The organism is Corynebacterium heidelbergense (assembly GCF_028609845.1).
Lineage (GTDB): Bacteria > Actinomycetota > Actinomycetes > Mycobacteriales > Mycobacteriaceae > Corynebacterium > Corynebacterium heidelbergense.
In genome coordinates this window covers 2,193,491-2,214,589 of sequence record NZ_CP063191.1, presented here as the reverse complement: position 1 = coordinate 2,214,589, position 21,099 = coordinate 2,193,491, and the positions used below count along the sequence as shown (strand labels likewise).

The window sequence follows — 21,099 nt, the reverse complement described above, 5'->3', positions numbered from 1 at the left end:
CTTACAGCTTGAGCCTCTCGCGCCGGAGCTGGGCGACCTCCTGGGTGACCTGCTCGGCACGATCGCCCTCTAGCGGCGGTAGCTCCGCAATAGTGGTGCCCATGGCCGTGGCCAGTAGGTAGTCGGCGAGCTGGGGGTTACGGGCCAGTGTGGGGCCATGCATGTAGGTGGCCACCACGGATCCTTGGACTGCGCCCTCGGCCCGCACCTGGTGGTCCGCGTCACCGCTGTTCAGCCCCGCTGTTTGTGCTCCGTGCCGGTCGGTGTTCCCCGTGCCGCGGGTGAGTTTTCCGAGGGGTTGGGCATCCGGGCCCAAGATGGTGGCGCCCATGTGATTGGCAAACCCCGTCAGCGGTTCTGTTAGCTGCCCCGGCAGGGCTGTGGGATCGGACGCTATCTCCCCGATCATCCTCTTGGCGAGCGCTGAGGTGGTGGCGTCCAAAAGCCCTAGGCCTTGAACCATGCGACCGGAGGCGCTGAAGGATTCGCCGAACACCTGCAGGCCGGCGCAGATGGCGAGTACGGGGCGGCCGGCGGTGACCGCTCGGACGATGCCGCCGTCGGAGATGAGGTGGTCTGCGGCGAGGATCTGGGCTGTGTCCTCGCCCCCGCCGACGGTGTAGAGGTCGAGGGTTTCGGGTACGGCGTCGCCGAGGTGAATCGGGACGATATCCGCCGTGATCCCACGCATCCGGGCGCGTTGCCGCAGGACAAGGGCGTTGCCGTCGTCGCCGTAGGTGCCCAGAACATCGGGCAGGATGAGGCCGATGTTCAGTTCCGCGGAGCCGGGTTTGGTGGGGGCATCCGTCACTTCGCTCATTGGTGCTCCTTGGGGTTGGCGGGGGTGGCGCCTTCGCGGTCGAGGGCGCGCTTGAGGTCGCGGAAGGCCGTGTAGTTGGCAAGCACCTCCACCCGGCCGGGGTCGCAGGCCCGGATCGCGGCGACGGTGTCTGCGATGAGGTCGTGGTCCACGCTCGCGTAGCCGAGCCGCACGGCCAGGTCCGTAGCCCGCTCCCCGGCAGCCACGACGTGGACTCCCTCGAAGTTTTCGAAGCGGACATCCCACAGCCAGGACAGGTCTTGGCCGTCGGCCACTTGGCCGTTGACGGAGATCACAAGGGAATCAGCGGTGCGGTCCACCATGGATAGCGCCTCCTGCCACCCGGCGGGGTTTTTCGCCAGCATGAGGTGGACGTGGCGGCCGTCGAGGTTGACGGTGGAATAGCGGCCGGCGACGTTGTCCACCTTCTCGGTGGCGCGGGCTGCGGTTTCGGCTTCGATGCCCATGGCCACGGCTGCGGCGATGGCTTGGGTGGCGTTGCCGCGGTTGGCGTTGCCGGGGAGGGTCAGGTCGAGAGGCAGGACGCCCCCATCGCGCGTGTGTATTCCCTCCGGCGTGATCGACCAGTGGGGCGTGGGTCGGCGGAATTCGCTGCCGTCGGGGAGACGCTTGACGGCGTACCAGTCGCCGGGGTGGTCTGGGGTGGAGGGTTCCCGAACTATGTTGCCGCCGGTGCGCGGACAGCTGGTGGAATCTCCCACGAACCCCGCCCCGGCGGAGACCCACACCACGTTCGGGGATTCCCAGGCGGCGGAGGTGACTTGGACATCGTCGCAGTTGGCGATGACGGTCATGTCCGGGCGGGAATTGATGCAGTCCCGCAGCACGCGCTCGATCTTGTTGATCTCGCCGACGCGGTCCAGTTGGTCCCGGGAGAGGTTGAGCAGGACGAGGACGGAGGCGTCGAGCTTGTCCGCGATCGCAGGGACGTGCAGCTCGTCGACCTCGAGTGCGACCACATCGGCGCGGCGCCCGGCGAGGAGGGCGGAGATGACTCCTGCGTCCATGTTGTCCCCGCCCTCGTTAGTCGCCACTGTGTGACCCGTGCGTAGGGCGTGGGCGAGCATGCGGGTGGTGGTGGACTTGCCGTTGGTGCCGGTGACTAGGGCGGTGGGGCGTCCCTGCCCCAGTTGGTGGAGCAGGTTCGGGTCGATTGCGTTGGCCACGAGGCCGCCGACCATGCCGCCGGCGCCTCTCCCGGTGGCGCGGGACGCTCGAGTAGCAGCGTCGGCGGCTGCACAGGCGATGCGACTGCGCAGGCTCATGCGGCGGGGACTCTGTTCCTGAGGGTGTTTCACCCCCACCAACTTAGCTAACGGTCTCTACGGGTTGCGGTGGGCACGCGCGGGGGAGGAGGGTTGTTCGCGTTCTCCCCGGGGGGTGGGCGTGGGTGGGTGGCCCGCGTGCCCTGGGTGGGTGCGGGTGTGGGTGGTGTGGAGGTTGGAAGGGGGGGTTCGTTGTCGGGTGGGGGTTTGAGTTGGTTGTTGCGGTCGGTGAGTATTCTCGCGCGGTTGGTGGCCCGGTGGGTGAACGATGCTCGGCGTAGCGGCCCGCCGGGTTCGGTGATGATGACGTGCCCGTCGCCGTGGCTGGTCCATGCTTGGGTGCCGTCACCGGCCATGGTGACGTCCCAGTGGCCGGAGGTTTTCACCCGGTGGTGGAACACGCAGAGGCATGGCAGGTTCCCGGTCACCGTCGGGCCCCCACCGGTGGGGGTGGTGCGGTCGAACCGGGTGATGTGGTCGATCTGGCATTCGGCGGCGTCCACGCCGCAGCTGGACAACCGGCAAGTCCCGTCCCGGCCGGTGACCATCGCCCGCACCGCGTCGCTGGGCGCGTACCCGCGGGTGTAGGCCCACCCCACAGCCCGGGTGTGGGTGATCCTGGGCACCCACCGGGCGCGTTGGGTGTCGGTCAGCCCGGCGGTGGCGGTGGATAACTGCTGGGGGTTACTGCGCGGGGCGTAGAGGTTGACGGTCACCGAGGTGGTCAACTGCCCGCGGATCAGGGCGATAAGCGCCTCGGCGGTGGTGGTGTTCTCGTCGCGGGTGTCGATCGACAAGGTCCCCGCCGAAGGTGGTGGGGTGGGGACCTCGTCGGTGTCGGTGGGCCGGGCTGGGGGGGCAGATCTCGGCGATGATGGCCTGCACCCGCCGGTGGACACACCGCACGGCGGGTACGGCTTGGCATGCCCGGGTGGGGGTGAGCACCTTGGTGGCGATGGTGGTGTCCACCTTCTGGCGGTGGGCTGGTGGCACGGCGGGGAGGTCGTCGGCTAGGCCGGTCATGTGGGCGAAGCTGAACGCCCCGGTGGCCAGGCAGGTAGCAATCGCCGGGTAGGTGGCGGCGAGCATCCCGACGTCGCAGGACCGCACCGCGTAGGCGGTGGAGATGCCTAAGCGTACGGCTAGGCGGGTGGCGATATCGCTGATGACCACCTCCGGGTCGTCCGGGGCGCACACCTGGGCGGTGGCGAGGTGCTGGCGGTTGACGGTCACCGCGTGCACGCTGAACGCGTCGGTGGGATCACAAACCCGCCACGACGGCCCCGGTGGTGGTTGGTGTGCTGGTGGTGGTTGGTGTGGTGTGGGGTTTTTACCGGTGTGGTGTCGGGGGTTGGGGGGTTTGGTGGTATGGGGGCGGTAAAAACGGCTGGGTGGGGTGGGGTCGCAGGTGGGTTGGTGTGGGTGTTCGATCGGATGGTTTTTCGATTGCCCAGCCGGCGGGGTGTGGCGGCAGGGGTGTGGCGGCGCGGTGGTGCAGAGGTGCCGCAGGCAACAGGTAAGCGGTAGGGGTGGGCACCGCTCCCGGGCCTGTGGTGCGGGGTGAGCGCGCCGCTGTAGGCGTCCGGAAGAATTGGCTACCGCTCCCTCCGGGCCCCATCGCCGGGCACCGCGACGGCGAACTCGGGTACATTGAAATCGCGCTTGCCGAATGCTTCATAGATGGAGTTGGCAGCCTGCTCGACCCGATCACGCGGCAACAGCGCAATGACGGAACCCCCGAAACCCCCACCGGTCATGCGGGCGCCCCAAGCACCGCCGTCCATTGCCTCCGCCACGGCCAAGTCCAGCTCTGGGATCGTGACCTCGTAGTCATCCCGCAGCGAGGCATGGCTGGCCAGCATGGATGCACCGAACTCGTGCAAATCCCCCGCCTCGAGCTGCGCGATTGCGCGTTCCGTGCGGTCGATCTCGGTGACCACATGGCGTACTCGACGGGCCACAACCCCCCGCCACCAATCCAGTTCCGAGTCCACAATCGGCTCGTCCGGTGACGGGCCATGAGCCGCTGCCCACTCAGCCGCACGCGCCACGGCGTCCTCGGCGAAACGCAGGCTGTCTACGCCGAGGCTGCTCGTCACTCCATCAATCACTCTCCGCCGCGCCGCATATTGCCCATCAGCCAGAGAATGCGGAGCCCGCGTATTCACGATCAAAATGGACAAATCCCGTAGAGCTATGTCGAACGGAATGTGCCGCGCGGTTGCCTGGGAAAAGTCGATGGCCAACGCATGACCGGCCCGACCAAATAGGGAGATTTGCTGGTCCAAACCCCCAGTAGAGGCCCCCACAACCTCATTCTCAGCACGTATGCAGGCCCGCATCAACGCAGTTCTGTCTGCCTTTTCCGCGCCCACGAGCTCGGCTGCGGCCAGGGCGGTAGAACATTCCAGGGCCGCCGAACTGGATAAGCCCGCGCCCACGGGAACATCGGACTCCACCGCGATATCCAGGCCCCCGAGCGCAGGATCAATTGCCCCCTCCTCAACTCCCGCCCATACCGCGCCAAGCGCATATCCGGCCCAATTCTGCGGTCGCCCCGGTCCTACATCACTCACTGAAATTGTGAACCGTTGGATTTCCTCCGGTTTACCAATGCGGGACACAATGCGGTAAGACCCCATGTTGTTTTGTTTCACGGCGACGCAAGTCCGCTGCGACAGCGCGAAAGGGACACTAATCCCTCCGGCGTAGTCCACGTGCTCCCCGATCAGGTTTACCCGACCCGGCGCGGACCACACCCCCGCTGGTTTGTGCCCGTACTCCCGGACAAACAACGTGTTCACATCGGCACTTGCCCGCTCGGCGGGGCGGGTGGATATCCAGTTGATGCTTGCCATGCCTACTTCTCCCTATCCCCCTCGCTCTTTCTTTACGCGGTATTTACGCGATGTCCCTCAAGCGCTGCGCAATGGCTTCTGGGGTGGTGTCCGAGATCCACGCCTCCTGCCCAGATTCGCTACCGGCGAGGAATTTCATCCGTCCCGGGGATCGCATCATCGAGTAGAGCTGCAGGTACAGTCGCATCCCGCCGCAACCCTGCGCGGCACCCCCAACGGGCGCCTGATTCCAGGAAGCGATATACGGGGTGCGATCTACCCCCTCGAAAAACCGATCCACCCGCCGCAAGAGATCCAGGTACATCACGGTCAGCTCGTGCTTCTCCGCCGCAGCCAACTCCGCGAAGTTCGCCACCGGCCGATTCGGCATCAGCATCGCCTCCACCGGCCACTTGGCAGCCGCCGGGACATACGCCGTGAAGTGCTCGCCCTGCGCGATAATGCGCGTCCCAGCCCGCACTTCTGCAGCTAGAACATCCGTGAACAGGTCCCGGCCATGCTCACGCCAATACGCCGCGGAGCGTTCGGCGATCTCCGCTGCCCGCGGTGGGACGAAGGGATAGGCATAGATCTGCCCATGGGGGTGCTGAAGCGTCACGCCAATCTCGGCGCCCCGGTTCTCGAAGGGGTAAACGTACTTCACCCCCGGCAGTTCACCCAGCTCGCGGGTCCGGTGAGCCCAGGCCTCCACGACCGTGCGGGCCCGGCGAAGGGGCAGGTCGCGAAAGCTCAGGGTGGCGTCCGAAGTAAAACAGACCACCTCGCACCGCCCCACCGCAGCGGCGCGGGGAAACAGCGAATCCCCATCCACCTGGGCGCTCGCAGCCGGTGCGGTGTGCATCGACAGGGAGGGGAAGCGGTTTTCGAAAACCACCACGTCGTACTCATCGGCCGGGATCTCCGTGGGCAATTCGCCCGGGCGGGTGGGGGCCAGCGGGTTTTCATTCGCCGGGGGCATGAACGTGCGGTTCATCCGATGCGCGGCGTACACATACCACTGGCCAGTCAGGGGATCCTGCCGCATTTCCGACTGAGTGGCCGCCGGGGGCAAATCCCGGCGGTCGGTGAGCTCGCGGGTGCGCTCGCCGGAGACGAAGGCGGGATCATCGTCGAAGTACAGCAGTTCGCGGCCGTCGGCGAGGTTGGTCCGGGTGACGCGGAAGGAGTGCCCGGTGCCCTGGTCGCCGTCGCCGTGGTCTGCCATGGTCATGCCCTTTCCTGCGCCTGTACCGCCTCCCCTGGGGCGGGTTCCACGATCTTGATCGGGTCCACCTTCGTCCAGATGAAGAACACGATAGCGGCGAGGGCCAGGGCCAGGCCGGTCCACAGGTTGTAGCTGGCATCCTTGGCCTGCCCGGTGGTCATGTCCGTACCGGGGCTGAGCAGGAAGTAGCTGATAAGCAGGACCACGCCGTAGATGCCGAGCAGGGCCCCGATGACATTGCGGATATCGAAGGCTCCGGCCCCGTGGATGCGTTGGCTTCGCTTGGCGGGGGACTGGGGTTGTTGCTGAGTCATGGTGTTTTTCCTCCTATGGGGTCCATCGCCCTAGGCGAAGATGATGTTGAGGACGAGCACCATGGCCAGGCACAACATGCCCAGCGGCACCGTACGCCGGAACCAGGGGAGGTTTGCCTCCGCGGCGTCGGTGAGGTGCTCCTTGGGGGTCACGGAGCGGACGAAACCAACGAGTTCGCTATCGGGCTTCGGCTTGGTAACCAGGGACACCGCGATGGAGACGAGGATGTCCACCACGAAGGCCAGGGACGCGGCGACGAACGCGGTGCCCTGCCCCGGCAGGCTGAAGAAGGCCAGCCCGGTATTGCCGAAGGTGGCGATGGCCCAGTAGGTGATGGCCGCGCCGGTACCGCAGACCAGGCCGACCCAACCGGCCGTGGGGGTCATGCGCTTCCAGAACATGCCCAGGATGAACGTGGCGAACAGCGGGGCGTTGAAGAAGCCGAACAGCGTCTGCAAGTAGTCCATCACGTTGCCGAAGTTGGAGGCCAACAGCGCGGTGAACACGGCGATGACGGTGGCCGCGACCGTGGCGACGCGCCCTACCTTCAGGTAGTAGTCATCGTCCTTGTCCTTAACGACGTAGGCCTGCCAGATGTCGTAGGAGAACACCGTGTTGAAGGCGGAGATGTTGGCCGCCATGCCCGCCATGAAAGCGGCGAGCAGCCCGGCCAGGGCCACGCCCAGCAGACCGTTGGGCAGCAGGTCCCGCATGAGGTAGAGCATTGCGTCATTCGGCTCGGCGGAGCCGTTGACGATCGGCGTGACGATAGCCCCTGCGATCATGCCGGGGATGATGACGATGAACGGCACGAACATCTTCGGGAAGGCGCCGATGATCGGGGTTTTGCGCGCTGCGGAGAGGGAATCGGCCGCCATGGAGCGCTGCACTTCCACAAAGTTCGTGGTCCAGTAACCGAAGGAGAGCACGAAGCCGAGCCCGAAGATGAGGCCGATGGCGGAGACGACGGGGTTGGCGAAGCCGGAAATTTCCGTACCGGGCCAGGCGTGGAAGTGGTTGGGGTCCACCACCTTGTCCTTGAGGCCACCCCAGCCGCCCACCTTGTGCAGGCCGATGAGAGTCAGTGGCAGCAGGGCGGCGACAATGATGAAGAACTGCAGCACCTCGTTGTAGATGGCGGCCGAGAGCCCCCCGAGGGTGATGTAGGACAGCACGATGATGGCGGCGATGACCAGCGTGACCCACAGGGGCCAGCCGAGCAGGGAGTTCACGACCTTTGCGAGCAGCAGCAGGTTAATGCCGGCGATGAGCAGCTGCGCCGTGGCGAAGGAGATGCCGTTGACGAGGTGCGCGCCGTTGCCGAAGCGCCTGCGCATGAATTCGGGGACGGAGCGCACTTTGGAGCCGTAGTAGAAGGGCATCATCACGATGCCCAGGAACACCATCGCGGGGATGGCGCCGATCCAGAAGTAGTGCATCGTCTCGAAGCCGTATTGCACGCCGTTGGCGGACATGCCGACGATTTCCACGGCACCGAGGTTGGCAGAAATAAAGGCCAATCCCGTTACCCAGGCGGGCAAGGCTCGGCCGGAAAGGAAGAAGTCGATGGAACTGGAAACTTTTGATTTCGCAGCCCATCCGATGCCTAGAACAAAAAGGAAGTAGACCGCGACGATTGCGTAGTCCACCCAGGATGCGTCCAGGCGCAGGCCTTCAGCTGGCATGGCTGATGGAACCTCCAGGAAGTTTTGGATCCGACAGTAGCATTTCTACTTCAGCCTAACCCCCGGCCACCCAATTAGAAGAATTTTCCAACGTTTGGAATCCTCCACTCTTGGGGTTACTGCTCTACTCTCCTGTGGACGCCACCAACCGCGCGCACCCGCAAGGCGAATTCACGCTGTTCACCGGCCGCGAGGACCACGAGATCGCGCCCACTGCGCAGCGCATCCGGTGGACAGGTCATGGGTTCCACCGCCACGGCCCGGCCCACTCCAGGGAAGCCCTCCCGCCGGGCGGGATCCGCCGTGAACACCTGGTACCACCGGAAGGGGGCATCCGCGTTGAGGGCCACACCCGCCCCGGTCTCGCGGTCTCGCAACGTGATCTCCGCGCCGGGGTCTACGCCGCCAAAGCAGTGGTCCAGCCACAACCCGGACATCGCCTGCCCGGCGGGATCCACTATCTCGGCCGCGGGGATGGACGGGCCAACCGGCACGTTGCGCACCGGGTCCAACGGCAGGTTGGTGCTGGCCGGGAGGGTGAGGATGCACTGGTCCAGCGGGGTGCCCTGGGCACTGAGATAGGGGTGCCAGCCCAGGCCCAGCGGGCATGAAGCTGCGGGGTCGTCATTGCGCACCCGTACCGTGGCGCGTAGCCCGCGCAGGGGGTGGAGCCGCCACGTGGCGGTGAAGGTCATCGGCCAGGGCCACCCCGGCTGGGGCTGCAAGCGAAGGCGGAGGGTAGCCCAATCTTGCCCGCCGTCGGTGGGTTCCCAGCGCTGAGAACCCACGAAGCCGTGAATTGCCGTGGCCCGCGCGGGCTCGGTGATGTTCAGCCGGTGGACTCGGCCCTCGTGGGCGAAAACCCCGTCGGTGGTTCGGTTGGGCCAGGGTGCCAGCACGATGCCTGCGGACAGCGGCGGGAATTCCTCGGCCGGATAACTGTGCAGCAGAGGGCGCCCTCGATAGGTGAGGGCGCGGATCCCGCCGCCGAAGGGGGAGATGGCGGCGGTGTAGTCCCCGGCGGCGATGTCCATGGTGGTTTATCCCCGGGACGAACCCCGCCGGCGCCGGCGCCGCGAACGCCGGGGCTGTGCCGCGTTGGGCTCTGCTGACTTCTTCGCGGGCTTCTTCCCCCGGTTGCTCCTCCGGTTGGGTTCCCGGGAGGTGGAGGGGGTCGGCCGATAAGCGCGCTGGTTCTTGGCGTCCGCAATGGCCGGCTGGCCCGGCCGCACATCCGCAAGGAGGGCGAGGAAATCGGTGTCGCTGAGCAGGGGGATCGCTTTGCGGTGGGCATGCATGGCCTTCCCCCGCAGCTCGTGGCTGGTATTACACACCACCAGGCTGCTGGAGCGGTTGAGCTTCTCGCTGTACACCAGGCCCGCCGCGACTCCGCGGGCAATGAGCTCGTCGGGGTCCGTCGCCACATCCGGGCTGACCACAAACTCCATGCCCTCCACCAGGGGGCCGCCCGCGGGAACTACCCCCGGGTTCAGCAGGGGACGCGGAGCCCCAGCCGCGTCGACCCGCACCGCCGAGCGGGCCAGCCCAAACCGGTCCGGGACGAGGTCCGCGGGCACCAACTCCGCAATCTCCCCGTGCCCCGCCTCCCGCGCCCGCAACTGGGCCCGGTGCAGCGCGGGAATAAGGCGCGCATCGGCCTCCAGCAGGGTGTCCGCCGGAATCGCCGCCCGGGCGTGGGAGGCCTCCGCACGCACCTCCGGCAGAGCGGCCGCCGGGACCTCCAGCAGGCCACCGAATTGGCCGGGCTGCTCGGCGTAGCGCTCGGCGATGGCCCGCAACCGGAAGTCGTAGCAGTCCACCGCCTGCATCCGGGCGGTGGTCAACGTGTCAATGATTGCCGCGGGGACTGGGGTTGGGATGGTCTTCGGGGGACGGTTCTTGGACTTGCCCCGGCGGCTGCGCTGCGCGGCCCGCTTGGCGCGGGCGTACTCCTGGGTGATGAAACCCCACGTGTGCGCGGCCTGGTGCAGCAGTAGGGTGCGGCCCTCCAGGGCCGAGCGGAGCTCCCGGGCGACGGACGCAAACCCCGGGGCCTGGGCCAGTTGGCCCACCTGATAGCCGTGCAGATGCCAAGGGCCCGCATCCTCCCCGGGATTCAAGTGCACGGTCCAGGCCCCCAGCTCCGGGCCCACCCCGCCATCCACCGGGGGCTGGGCGTAGAAGACTACGGACACGGCGATGAGCCGAGAAGTCGTGGGGTGAATGCCACTCGTCGCGATGGCGACGGCCGCGCACGGGGCGGCCTGAACCGTGGGAATACTGTCTCGACGCGCCGCCGGGGAGGTGGGCTGCTGGCGAGGTCTCGGGGCCCCCGCCTGGCGGCGGACGCGGCGCCGGGGCCTGCGGGAAGCGGGCTTCTGACGCGGAGATCCCGAGCCGGAACGCGGTGCTGGGGGCGCGCCCGAGTCGTGATCTGTCATGGGGAAAGCTTAACCGGGCAGCGGGGGCGAAACCTATTCACCGCCCTGGGCTAGCCGGTGCTGAAGCCCCGATTGGCCGCAGAGGTAATGGCCTTCAGGGAGGCGTAAGTGATGGAACCGGCGATTCCAACCCCCCACACCTTCGCGCCATTGACCTCCGCCAAAACGTACGCGGCGGCCTCGGCGTCGTCCCCAGACGTGCGGGCGTGCTGGGAGTACTCCTGGACCTCCACATCCACGCCCAGGGATTCCAGGGCGTTGCAGTAGGCAGCAACCGGACCGTTGCCGCGACCCTGGATGGTGCGCGGCTCACCCCGGTACTCGATCTGGGCGGTGACCTTCGCCTCCTCCCCTTCGTTCTGGCCGCCATCGACGGTCAGGGAGATGGCCTCAATGGGTTGCACCCGGTCCAGGTACTCCCCGGCGAAGATGTCCCACATGGCCTTGGGGTTGACTTCGCCACCCTCGGCGTCCGTCACGGCCTGGACCACGGAGGAGAACTCGACCTGCATTGGGCGCGGCAGGTCCAGGTTGTGGTCGGTCTTCATGATGTAGGCCACCCCGCCCTTGCCGGACTGGGAGTTCACCCGGATGACGGCCTCGTAGGTGCGGCCCACATCCTTCGGGTCGATCGGCAGGTAGGGCACCTCCCAGATTTCCTTTTGCAGGTCCTCCGCGGCCACGTCCCGCACGGAGGCACCCTGGGTGACCTTGCTGGCCATCGCGTCGATGCCCTTGTTGATCGCATCCTGGTGGGAACCGGAGAAGGCCGTGAAGACCAGGTCCCCGCCGTAGGGGTGACGCTCCGGGACGCGCAACTGGTTGCAGTACTCCACCGTGCGGCGGATCTGGTCGATGTCGCTGAAGTCGATCTGGGGATCCACGCCCTGCGTCAGCATGTTCAGGCCCAGGGTGACCAGGCAGACGTTGCCGGTGCGCTCCCCGTTGCCGAACAGGCACCCCTCGATGCGGTCCGCTCCGGCCATGTACCCCAGTTCCGCGGCGGCCACACCTGTGCCCCGGTCGTTGTGGGGGTGCAGGGAGATAATGATGGAATCCCGCCGGTTCAGGTTGCGGTGCATCCACTCGATGGAATCCGCGTACACGTTGGGGGTGATCATCTCCACCGTGGAGGGCAGGTTCAAGATGATGGGGTTGTCGGGGGAGGGGTCCATCACATCCACGACCGCGTCGCAGACCTCCTTGGCGTACTCCACCTCCGTGCCGGTGAAGGATTCGGGCGAGTACTCCCAGCGCCAGTTGGTGCCGGGGTAGTCCGCGGCGATGGTCTTGACCAGTGTGGCGGCATCCGTGGCGATCTTCTTGATGGCCTCCTGGTCCTTCCGGAACACCACTCGGCGCTGCAGGATGGAGGTGGAGTTGTAGAAGTGGACGATGACGTTCTTGGCCCCCTGGCAGGCCTCGAAGGTCCGCCGGATCAGGTGCTCGCGGCACTGCACCAGCACCTGGATGGTCACGTCCTCCGGGATCATGTCCTTCTCGATGATCTCGCGGACGAAGTTGAAGTCCGTTTGCGAGGCGGAGGGGAAGCCCACCTCGATTTCCTTGTAGCCCATTGTCACCAGCAGCTCGAACATGCGGCGCTTGCGTTCGGGGCTCATCGGGTCGATCAGGGCCTGGTTGCCGTCGCGCAGGTCCACGGCGCACCACTGGGGGGCTCGGTCGATGACCTTGTCCGGCCACGTGCGGTCCGGCAGCGTGATATGGTCCACTTCGGTGAAGAAGGGCTGGTAGCGGTGATTGCGCATCGTCGAATTACGCTGTTTGTTCCAACTGGGCTGGCCCTGGGGGATATCGCCGTTGGGGGTTTCGATGCGGGCGGGGGCGGCGATAAAGGTGTCGGGGGTTGTCATTCTCGGGGGATCCTCAATCCGGGTGTTGAAAAGTGGAGAGTACGAAGCTGCTAGGAATCCTGGCCGGCATGCCAAACCCCGCGACGGAGTGCCGGCCTTTTCCTAGCGACTAAGCCCCGCCGCGGCACAGAAGGAGGGTGTGCCCGCGGAAATGCGACATGGGCGCAGTATAACGCACATCACTTTTCGATGTGGGGCCCAGGGCCGCCGTGTGTACGCTGGGCTGCACACAACTTCACCCAAACACGGGAGCGTGCCTACAAGGTGCCTGCACCTTGCCCCGCATGCTGAGAGGACCCCCGGGATACATCAAGGGGTCGACCGTTTGAACCTGCCCGGATAATGCTGGCGAAGGAAGGAAAACCATGACTACCAGTACTGCCACCTCCAAGGCCGCCCAGGCCCGCGCGAAGAAGTCCGCGCCTCCGCAGGAGGGAGAGGTCACCACCGGCCCGATTTACCGCAGCCGCAAGGTGTACCACGAGGTCACCCACACCAACACGGATGGTTCCACGACGACGATGCGGATCCCCGCCCGGGCCATCGAGCTGACCACCGGCGAGGACTTTGAGGTGTACGACACCTCCGGGATCTACACCGAATCCGATCCGAAGCTGGACTTGAAGGTGGGCCTGCCCAAGCTTCGCGACGAGTGGGAGAAGCCGGCCGCGGCCCCCGCTAGCGAGGAGCACCCGGAGATCAAGGTGCAGACCCAGTTGGCTTGGGCGCGGGCGGGAATCGTCACCCCGGAGATGACGTACATCGCCCACCGGGAGGGCTTCGACCCGGAGTTTGTGCGCCGCGAGGTCGCGTCCGGTCGCGCGGTGATCACCGCGAACCATAACCACCCGGAGATCGAGCCAATGATCATCGGCCGTAACTTCGCGGTGAAGATCAACGCGAACATGGGCAACTCCGCCGTGACCAGCAGCATCGCGGAGGAGGTGGAGAAGATGGTGTGGGCCACCCGCTGGGGTGCGGACACCATTATGGACCTCTCCACCGGCAATGACATCCATGAGACCCGCGAGTGGATTCTGCGCAACTCCCCGGTCCCGGTCGGCACGGTGCCTATTTACCAGGCCCTGGAGAAGGTCAACGGGGACCCCGCGGAGCTGACGTGGGAGATCTACCGGGATACCGTCATCGAGCAGTGCGAGCAGGGCGTGGACTACATGACCATTCACGCGGGCGTTCTCCTGCGCTACGTGCCCCTGGCCGCCGAGCGGGTGACGGGCATCGTCTCCCGCGGCGGGTCCATCATGGCCGCCTGGTGCCTCAAGGAGCACCGGGAGTCTTTCCTGTACACCCAGTTCGAGGAGCTGTGCGACATCCTCGCGAAGTACGATGTCACCTTCTCCCTCGGCGATGGGTTGCGGCCCGGTTCTATTGCGGACGCCAACGACGAAGCGCAGCTGAGCGAGCTTAAAACGCTGGGCGAGTTGACTCACATTGCACGATCCCGGGGCGCGCAGGTGATGATCGAGGGCCCCGGCCACATCCCAATGCACAAGATCCCGGTGAATGTGGAGTGGGAGGAGGACTGGTGCGACGGTGCCCCCTTCTACACCCTCGGGCCCCTGGCCACGGATATCGCGCCGGGCTACGACCACATCACCTCCGCCATCGGCGCGGCGATCATCGGCCAGGCCGGAACGGCCATGCTGTGTTACGTCACGCCCAAGGAGCACCTGGGCTTGCCCAACCGTGATGACGTGAAGGTGGGCGTGATTACCTACAAGATCGCAGCACACGCTGCGGATCTGGGCAAGGGGCACCCCAAGGCGCAGGAGCGGGACGACGCCCTCAGCAAAGCGCGCTTCGAGTTCCGCTGGCATGATCAGTTCGCGCTGGCTCTGGACCCGGATACCGCGCTGGATTACCACGATGAGACGCTGCCGGCGGAGCCCGCAAAGACGGCCCACTTCTGCTCCATGTGCGGGCCGAAGTTCTGTTCGATGAAGATCAGCCAGGATGTGCGGGAGTATGCCCGCGAAAACGGCCTGACCTCCGTGGAGGCCATCGAGGCCGGAATGGCGGAGAAGTCCCGCGAGTTCAGTGAGGCCGGGGATCGGCTGTACCTGCCGATCACCCAGACCAACTAGGGGGAGTTAGCGGTGGATGCCCTCGCCCATCTCCTCCACCAGCTTGGCGTTGAAGGCAGGTAGGTCCTCCGGGGTGCGGGAGCTGACCAGCCCGTTGTCCACGACCACTTCTTCGTCCACCCAGGTTGCCCCGGCGTTTTTCAGGTCGGTCTTCAGGCTGGGGTAAGAGGTCATGGTCCGGCCGCGGACCACGTCTGCGTCCGTCAGGATCCATCCGCCGTGGCAAATGACGCCCGTGGGCTTACCGGCCTCCACAATGGCCTTGACCAGGGCCACGGCGGCCTCGTCCTGGCGGATGTGGTCGGCGTTGGCGGTGCCCCCGGGCAGGAGCAGCCCGTCGTAGTCGGCGGCGTTGGCGCTGGCGGTGGTCTTGGTGACCTCCACCTTCTCGCCCTTCTTGCCCTCGATGGTGCCGCTTTCGGTGGAGAGGACCTCGACCGTGGCCCCGGCCTGCTTGAGGGCCTCTGCGGGGCTGGTCAGTTCGGAGTCTTCGAAACCGTCGGTCGCGACGACGGCGATGTTGAGGGAGCTGAGATCACTCACGGTGTTTTTGACCTCCAAGGTCTACGTAGATTGGCATGACTGCGCGGCCCAGGATACTCACTTTCATCTGCAGCGCAGGTTTATCGGTTTAACGCTCCGGGGGAACGTCGCCATCCATGACGACGTGCTGGGCTCCCTCATCCCAGGTGAACTGGGCATGAGTCTCCCCGGTCTTATTGACATTCGTCTCACCCGGCTGCGGCCAGTGATATGTCACCGCGATACTTTCCGGGGAGGTGCGGGAAACCGTTGGTGCGTATCCGTAAGGCTGCTTGGTAGCCGTGCCGATGTACTGGCCATGGTTGAACAGCATGATGTGGTACGGGGAGCTAGAGGTGCCGTGGCTGATCGGCAGGATGACCCAGGACAGCGGGGCGCACTGGTCGTAGCCGTTGGTATCCGCGTACTGGGTATCGAATTGCCAACCCTTGGGGTCCGGTACCTCCGCCAGCCACTTCTGGGCGGCCTCCGGGCCACTGAGGCCGGAGCACGCTGGGGTCGGTGATGGAGCTGGGGCCGGTGGGGCTATGGGCGGAGCTGGGGCTGAGGGGCTGGGAGCAGAGGAGCTGGGGGCAGCAGAATCGGGAGCCGAGGGGCTAGAGGAAGGGGCGTTGCTGGTCATGCCTGAATCGGAGTTGCAGGCGGACAGGGGCAGTAACAGCAGCAGGGCAGTGGCGGCCGAAGCGCGGCGGAGGTGGGTCAAGGCGAAGCGGGCCTTTCGGTAAACGATGGGTGGATTGGCGTCCTCAAGAGAACAAAGACGGTGGGAACCCTGCCAGGGCAACGGGGAACGCTCCCGAAAAAGATCAATCACAGGGATCCCCGTAGTTTCCGGAAGAATCCAGGACTCGGGCGTGACCGCCGAGATTGCGCCGCGCGGTGCAGGCCGCCGACTTGTCCTGGCCATAGTCGCGGTAGATCGCGTACACGTCAGAGCCCTCGTACTGGGCGCGTAAGGAGGGGCACTGGCCCGGCAGGGTGTAGGCGGACCCCGAATGAGCCCGGATGGAATCCGCAATGGCTCGGGGGACGTCCGTGCCCGGGCGCGCAATGACGGAATCCACGATGAGGATGGTCCGCCCATCACAGGCGGGGGCGGAGGCGTTCACCACCGCATCGCCTACCTGAATGCTGGTGATGTAGCGGTTAGCCGGGGGCTGCGGCGACTGGGAGGTCTGCTCTGGCACAGGTTGATCCTGGGGGCACGTGACGATCTGGGGGCGCACTCCAGTGGGAACTTGATCGCTGTCCAGCGCGGGGCCGGAGTAACACTGCTGGTTGTTGGGCGTGGTGCCCTGGGGTGGATAGGCCGTCCACCGCCCATTGAGCCAGTGGAAGAGGGAACCCTTCTGCCCATCCGAGCTGCGTCCCAGCAGCCAGTCGCCCTCGCAGTAGCGCACCGCATCCACGTAGGCGGCATCCGGGCTCAAGCGCACGGTGTCCACTGAGCACTTGTCCCCGCCGGGGGCGGTGGGAGTGGGCCGAAGCATCGGCTGGTTTGCCACGTCGGCGGGGTTCGTCCTGTCCGTGAGGGCATTGAGGGCGAAGTAGGTGAGGCTGGCGAGGACGATGATTCCGAGTGCGCTGGCCGCGATGATCGCGACAATGCGTCCAGGCCCCGTGGGGTTGTGTTCGGGCATGGGGGTTCCTTGCCGTCGGTCGAGGAAGTGGGGGCTTTAGAAGTGCTGTTGTGAGCTATCAACGATGAACTTAGCGCTGCGGAATCCGGGCGACAAGAAATTTGCAGTAAAAAGATGATTGCAAGCGGGCCGCAATTGACGGTATGGGGTAAGTTCGTTTGTTGAACATGGCGCACAAAGAGTGGCTTAATCGGGCCATTGGGGCCGGGTGGGAGCGAAGGCCAACCCTATGAACGGCTTGAGCAGGGTTTTTCGGGCTCGACGGCAACGAGCCCGAGCGCCCCGGAAATTGCCCGCGCGACTGCTCAAAACTGAGCAAACTAACCCCACACGCGGGGTCAGAAGGGAGGCAGGAACCCCCATGCCCGACAAGAACCCACCCCAAAACGGACAGCACAAACTCACCGCCGCGCAGCTCTACGGCTCTCGCAACAGGTTGACGCTTTCCCCAGATCTACTGCGCCGCGTCGCAGAACTGCTAGGCTACGGCGGCGTGGAGGCGTTTCCCGGCGGCCAGCTGGCCCCCATGCTGGAAGTCCTCGACATCTCCGACGTGGTCGAGCTCATCGTGCTCAGCCAACTCTCCGGTTACGAGGTGGACCCCACCCCGGAGCAGCGGGCGGAGGCGGCGACCGCCCGTAGCCTGCTGCGCCGAATCAGTTCCGGGCGATACCTCACCCGCAAGCAGATCCACGACCTCCTGCCCCCGGAAACCGTCGTGCTGTTCAAGATGGGGCACCCCCGCCTGTGGGGTTACGCAGTGCGCCAGCGCTTGCCGGACGACGCGGAATTGGCAATCCCCAACACCATCGAGAAGGACCCCACCGGCCCCTACACGGACCAGCGGGAAGCCTGGCTGGGGCGCTATATCACCGACGCGGGTAACCTGCACCAGCTCAGGGCGGAGAGCGAGGAGGTGCCGGTATCGGAGGATCGCTACCAGCGTTTCCGCCTGGGGATGTCCCTCGTGGACTCTTACGCACAGGTGTGGAGCTCCGCCCGCGGGCACTGGAGCGTCAGCCCCGACACCCGCTACGTCGTCCCATCCAGGTACGGGTGGTGCCCCTATGTGTTCAAGATTGCGGAAGAAGGGTGGCGCCGCGACGAATTCGAGGGCCACCGGGACAGGCTCATGGGGACGCGGGGATACTGGATTGACGTCGCCAACGAGCGCTTGATCCACCTGGGCGAGCCGGACCCCGAGAACATGTGGCTGCCGAAGACCAGCATCGCGCCCGAAGGGCCCAGCGACCGCGACCTCCGCGTGGCCGGGGCCATAACTGGGGAGATCATCGCTCTGGGGGCCGGCCAGAAGAATCCCGTCATTCGGCTCAGGCAGCGGGGGCGCCGCCTGTACTAGGCGAAGGTGCCGAACAGGTGGCCCGCTCCGTAGGTGACGGCTAGTCCGATGGCACCGCCGATTAACAGGCGCAGCACGGAGCGGGTCAGGTTGGTGTCGCTCAGGCGCGCGCTAATCACGCCCGTCAACGCGAGCGTCAGCAGGGTTACGACAGTGACCACCACCCCGCGGAAACCGTGTGCAGCGATGAGCACCGAGAGCAGCGGCAGCAGCGACCCCGCCGTGAACGCAATGGCCGAGGAGATCGCGGCGGCCCAGGGGCTGGTGAGGTCCTCGCTGTCGATGCCCAGCTCCAGGCGCAGGTGCGCGGACAGGGGGTCCTTCGCCTCGATTTCGCGCGCAGCGGACTCTGCGGTGGAGCTGGAGACGCCGTAGCCCTGGAGGATGCCGACCAGCTCGTGGTGTTCCTCTTCGGGCATATCTCGCAGCTCGTGGGTTTCCAGCTCGATGAGTCGGTGCTCCGTGTCGCGTTGGGCGGACACGGAGACGTACTCGCCCAGGGCCATGGAGACCGCGCCGGCGACGGCTGCCGCGATACCGGCCAGGACGATCTGGCTGGTATCGGACCCGGCGGCGATCACACCGAGGACGATGCAGGCGGTGGAGACAATGCCGTCGTTGGCCCCGAGGACCCCGGCGCGCAGCCAGTTCATCTTCGCGCCCGTTCCACCGTGGCTTTCGTTCTTGTGCGGGCGCGGGGTCTCGATGTCGCTACTGGCCTGGGGTGCGGAGGGGTGGGGGGCCGGGGGGTTGGTGGGATTCGTCATGGTGAGTGGGTGAACCTTTCTGGGTCCTGTGGGGGGTAGTGGGGCTGGTACGTGGGTGGTGCAGGCGGTGTTAGCCCGCCAGGTTCGGCATTCTCTCCCAGGTCAGATGCGCACCCGCGTGGCCGGCCCAGACGACCAGAACCACGCTGGTGATGGCGATCCCGACCGTGCCCACCCGAGCCGCCAGCGCGAGAGCCGCCGGGGTTGAGCTGCGGGCCGCCAACAGGACGGTAACGGTGAGGGCGATGAACAGTGCCAGTGCGCTGTACACCGAGTACTCCCCCAACATGGCGTGCGTAGCCGCCTTGCCGGGGTGGTGTTCAGAGGCCCCGGCCAGCCGCAGCAGGGCCTCGCCGGAGGACTTGGCTAGCTGAGTTCCCACCAGGGCAACGGCGCTCAGCGCCACCGCCGGGGCTCCCAGACGCCGGCGCAGCCGGTTGGACACAGCGACTGCCGCGGCCAGCGCGGCTGCCACGGGCAGGGCGACGACGGCCAGGTGGACATAGAGCGGGTGGGCGGGCACCCCGAAGATGAAGTCAAACACAACTGCTGGTTATATCCCAGTAATTTTCGCTCCGCTAGCAAGGAAAGGCAAGGCTACCTGCGCCGATCAGGGCTGCAGCGTCTTCTTCCACAGCACCGTCCCGGCAGTATCCATCAACCGCACCGTCAGCTCCCGGGAATCCCCGTCGATGTCCACCTCACCGAAGTGCTGGAAACCATCGAGCGGCGAGGTGTTCTGGTGCTCCTCGCCCGGCGCGTGGACGTAGACCACCTCCGGGCCGAAAGTGTCGTCCATCTTGTTCGGTCCAAAAGCCCCGGCGTGCAGCGGGCCGGAGACGAATTCCCAGAACGGGGTGAAATCCTGGAACGTCGCCCGTTCCGGGGAGTAGTGATGAGCCGCCGTGTAGTGCACGTCGGCGGTGAGCCACACCACCCCGCGAACTTGCTTGATAGCGCTCAGGATCCGCGCCAGTTCGCTCTCGCGCCCGCTCGGGGCCCCGGGTATCCCGTTGGCCACGGCCTCCTGATCCCCGCTCTTCCCATCCGGCACGACTATGCCCAGGGGCAGGTCGGCGGCGACAAGTTTCCACGTCGCGGTGGAGGAGCGCAGACCTTCGATGAGCCACTTCTCCTGCGCGGCCCCGAGGATGTGGCCATCGCGGTCGGCCTTGGAACCGGCGCGCGGGTTGGCGTCCTTAAAAGATCGCATATCTAGAACGAAGATATCCAGCAGTGGGCCATAGGCGATCTTCCGGAAGACCCGGCCCTCCACCGCCATCTTCTCGTCCAGCGGCTGCCATTCGTGGAAGGCGCGGTAGGCCCGCTCGGCCAGGGTGTCCACGCTCTTGAGGGTGTAGCGCTTATCGTCCAACACTTCCCCGGGATACCAGTTGTTCAGCGTCTCGTGGTCGTCCCACTGCACGATCTGGGCCACGGAGGAGTTGAAGGCGCGGTAGTTATCGTCCATGAGGTTGTAGGCGTACTGGCCGCGGAACTCCGCGAGGGTTTCGGCCACCTTGTCCTTGGCGGGGCTGGTGAGGTTGCGCCAGACCCGGCCGTCATCGAGCCGCACGATGTCGCTCACCGGGCCGTCGGCGTAGCAGGTGTCCCCGGAGTGGATGAACAGGTTCGGCTCGCGCTCTGCCATGGTGGCGAACCCGGTCATGCCGCCGAGCTCCGGGTTGATCCCCCACCCCTGGCCCACCACGTCCCCGGACCAGTGCAGGCGGATGTTGCCCGGCTGGGTGGGGGCGGTGGTGAAGCTGCCCAGCACCGGTTCGGAGGTCAGGGAGGTCTCCGCGTCCTCCAGGTGAACCCGGTAGTACATCTTGGTCCCGGGGTCCAGGCCGAGCATGCGCATGCGGCCGGTGCCGTCGGTCTCCGGGGTGAGGGCGGCGGGGGAGCGGAAGTGTTTGGCCCCGCGGAATTCGGGGTTGTTGGCCACGTCCACGTGCAGGTAGGAGGGTTTATCGGCGCGAGCCCACAGCAGGCTGCCGTCGGCGCGGACATCCCCCACGGCGACCCCATGGGTGAGCGCGGGGCGGTCGGGGATGAGGCCGGGGGCGGAGGAGGTAAGGGAGGAAGGGATGCCGTCGGCGGCGGCGATCGGTGATTTCTTCAGGACGCCCATCCCGGTCGCGGCGGTGAGGATCCCAGTGGCGTGAAGCATGGTCCGGCGTGACATGCGCGGCATGGTG

General features: G+C 66.2%; 19 protein-coding genes. 2 read left to right on the top strand and 17 right to left on the bottom strand.

The window, feature by feature from the left end; all coding sequences use genetic code 11:
* Position 1 precedes the first annotated feature (1 nt).
* The 11 genes from CHEID_RS09825 to leuA all read right to left on the bottom strand — a co-directional run bounded on the left by CHEID_RS09825 (position 2) and on the right by leuA (position 12,483).
* Positions 2 to 820: a type 1 glutamine amidotransferase gene (locus CHEID_RS09825; RefSeq protein ID WP_112770321.1), complete on the bottom strand. Its 819-nt coding sequence runs from the start codon at positions 818 to 820 to the stop codon at positions 2 to 4.
* Complete coding sequence (locus CHEID_RS09820) at positions 817 to 2,106, bottom strand: MurT ligase domain-containing protein (RefSeq protein WP_112770322.1); 1,290 nt, start codon at positions 2,104 to 2,106, stop codon at positions 817 to 819. The genes CHEID_RS09825 and CHEID_RS09820 overlap by 4 nt, the downstream gene beginning before the upstream one ends.
* A 47-nt stretch (positions 2,107 to 2,153) precedes the next feature.
* Complete coding sequence (locus CHEID_RS09815; RefSeq protein WP_273661131.1) at positions 2,154 to 2,903, bottom strand: HNH endonuclease signature motif containing protein; 750 nt, start codon at positions 2,901 to 2,903, stop codon at positions 2,154 to 2,156.
* Positions 2,791 to 3,339: a hypothetical protein gene (locus CHEID_RS09810; protein ID WP_273661130.1), complete on the bottom strand. Its 549-nt coding sequence runs from the start codon at positions 3,337 to 3,339 to the stop codon at positions 2,791 to 2,793. The genes CHEID_RS09815 and CHEID_RS09810 overlap by 113 nt, the downstream gene beginning before the upstream one ends.
* Before the next feature lie 362 nt (positions 3,340 to 3,701).
* Positions 3,702 to 4,964 (bottom strand): galactokinase, encoded by a 1,263-nt coding sequence (gene galK, locus CHEID_RS09805; protein WP_112769850.1) that lies wholly within the window; start codon positions 4,962 to 4,964, stop codon positions 3,702 to 3,704.
* Between the two features lie 43 nt (positions 4,965 to 5,007).
* Positions 5,008 to 6,174: a galactose-1-phosphate uridylyltransferase gene (gene galT / locus CHEID_RS09800; protein ID WP_112769851.1), complete on the bottom strand. Its 1,167-nt coding sequence runs from the start codon at positions 6,172 to 6,174 to the stop codon at positions 5,008 to 5,010.
* Positions 6,171 to 6,482: a hypothetical protein gene (locus tag CHEID_RS09795; RefSeq protein ID WP_112769852.1), complete on the bottom strand. Its 312-nt coding sequence runs from the start codon at positions 6,480 to 6,482 to the stop codon at positions 6,171 to 6,173. Before CHEID_RS09795 ends, galT begins: the two co-directional genes overlap by 4 nt.
* 30 nt (positions 6,483 to 6,512) lie before the next feature.
* The gene (locus CHEID_RS09790) at positions 6,513 to 8,168 is read right to left on the bottom strand and encodes a sodium:solute symporter family protein (protein WP_112769853.1); all 1,656 of its coding nucleotides are present in this window, start codon (positions 8,166 to 8,168) and stop codon (positions 6,513 to 6,515) included.
* Positions 8,169 to 8,284: 116 nt separating this feature from the next.
* Entirely contained in the window at positions 8,285 to 9,202 is a 918-nt protein-coding gene (locus tag CHEID_RS09785; protein WP_112769854.1) for an aldose 1-epimerase family protein, read from the bottom strand.
* A gap of 6 nt (positions 9,203 to 9,208) precedes the next feature.
* A complete protein-coding gene (locus CHEID_RS09780; RefSeq protein WP_146743874.1) occupies positions 9,209 to 10,609 on the bottom strand; it encodes a DNA polymerase III subunit epsilon in 1,401 nt (466 codons plus the stop codon).
* 50 nt (positions 10,610 to 10,659) lie between these two features.
* Positions 10,660 to 12,483, bottom strand: a complete 1,824-nt coding sequence (gene leuA, locus CHEID_RS09775) for a 2-isopropylmalate synthase (RefSeq protein WP_112769856.1) — start codon at positions 12,481 to 12,483, stop codon at positions 10,660 to 10,662.
* A 365-nt stretch (positions 12,484 to 12,848) separates the two neighbouring features.
* Here leuA and thiC point away from each other — a divergent pair, with 365 nt between their 5' ends.
* Entirely contained in the window at positions 12,849 to 14,588 is a 1,740-nt protein-coding gene (gene thiC, locus CHEID_RS09770) for a phosphomethylpyrimidine synthase ThiC (protein WP_112769857.1), read from the top strand.
* A 6-nt stretch (positions 14,589 to 14,594) separates the two neighbouring features.
* On the opposite strand, the gene CHEID_RS09765 is transcribed toward thiC, so the two are convergent.
* The 3 genes from CHEID_RS09765 to CHEID_RS09755 all read right to left on the bottom strand — a co-directional run bounded on the left by CHEID_RS09765 (position 14,595) and on the right by CHEID_RS09755 (position 16,771).
* On the bottom strand, positions 14,595 to 15,131 hold the full coding sequence (locus tag CHEID_RS09765; protein WP_112769861.1) for a type 1 glutamine amidotransferase domain-containing protein: 537 nt from the start codon (positions 15,129 to 15,131) through the stop codon (positions 14,595 to 14,597).
* A gap of 88 nt (positions 15,132 to 15,219) precedes the next feature.
* Positions 15,220 to 15,945: an LppP/LprE family lipoprotein gene (locus CHEID_RS09760; protein WP_273661129.1), complete on the bottom strand. Its 726-nt coding sequence runs from the start codon at positions 15,943 to 15,945 to the stop codon at positions 15,220 to 15,222.
* Entirely contained in the window at positions 15,938 to 16,771 is an 834-nt protein-coding gene (locus CHEID_RS09755; RefSeq protein ID WP_112769858.1) for a hypothetical protein, read from the bottom strand. The genes CHEID_RS09760 and CHEID_RS09755 overlap by 8 nt, the downstream gene beginning before the upstream one ends.
* 361 nt (positions 16,772 to 17,132) lie before the next feature.
* Here CHEID_RS09755 and CHEID_RS09750 point away from each other — a divergent pair, with 361 nt between their 5' ends.
* Entirely contained in the window at positions 17,133 to 18,131 is a 999-nt protein-coding gene (locus tag CHEID_RS09750; protein WP_112769859.1) for a hypothetical protein, read from the top strand.
* Here CHEID_RS09750 and CHEID_RS09745 read toward each other — a convergent pair.
* The 3 genes from CHEID_RS09745 to CHEID_RS09735 all read right to left on the bottom strand — a co-directional run bounded on the left by CHEID_RS09745 (position 18,128) and on the right by CHEID_RS09735 (position 21,095).
* The gene (locus tag CHEID_RS09745) at positions 18,128 to 18,784 is read right to left on the bottom strand and encodes a VIT1/CCC1 transporter family protein (protein ID WP_273661536.1); all 657 of its coding nucleotides are present in this window, start codon (positions 18,782 to 18,784) and stop codon (positions 18,128 to 18,130) included. The two genes, CHEID_RS09750 and CHEID_RS09745, sit on opposite strands and share 4 nt — an antisense overlap.
* A 184-nt stretch (positions 18,785 to 18,968) precedes the next feature.
* Entirely contained in the window at positions 18,969 to 19,442 is a 474-nt protein-coding gene (locus CHEID_RS09740; RefSeq protein WP_112769689.1) for a DUF2231 domain-containing protein, read from the bottom strand.
* Between the two features lie 66 nt (positions 19,443 to 19,508).
* Positions 19,509 to 21,095 (bottom strand): alkaline phosphatase D family protein, encoded by a 1,587-nt coding sequence (locus tag CHEID_RS09735; protein ID WP_112769688.1) that lies wholly within the window; start codon positions 21,093 to 21,095, stop codon positions 19,509 to 19,511.
* Positions 21,096 to 21,099: the final 4 nt, after the last annotated feature.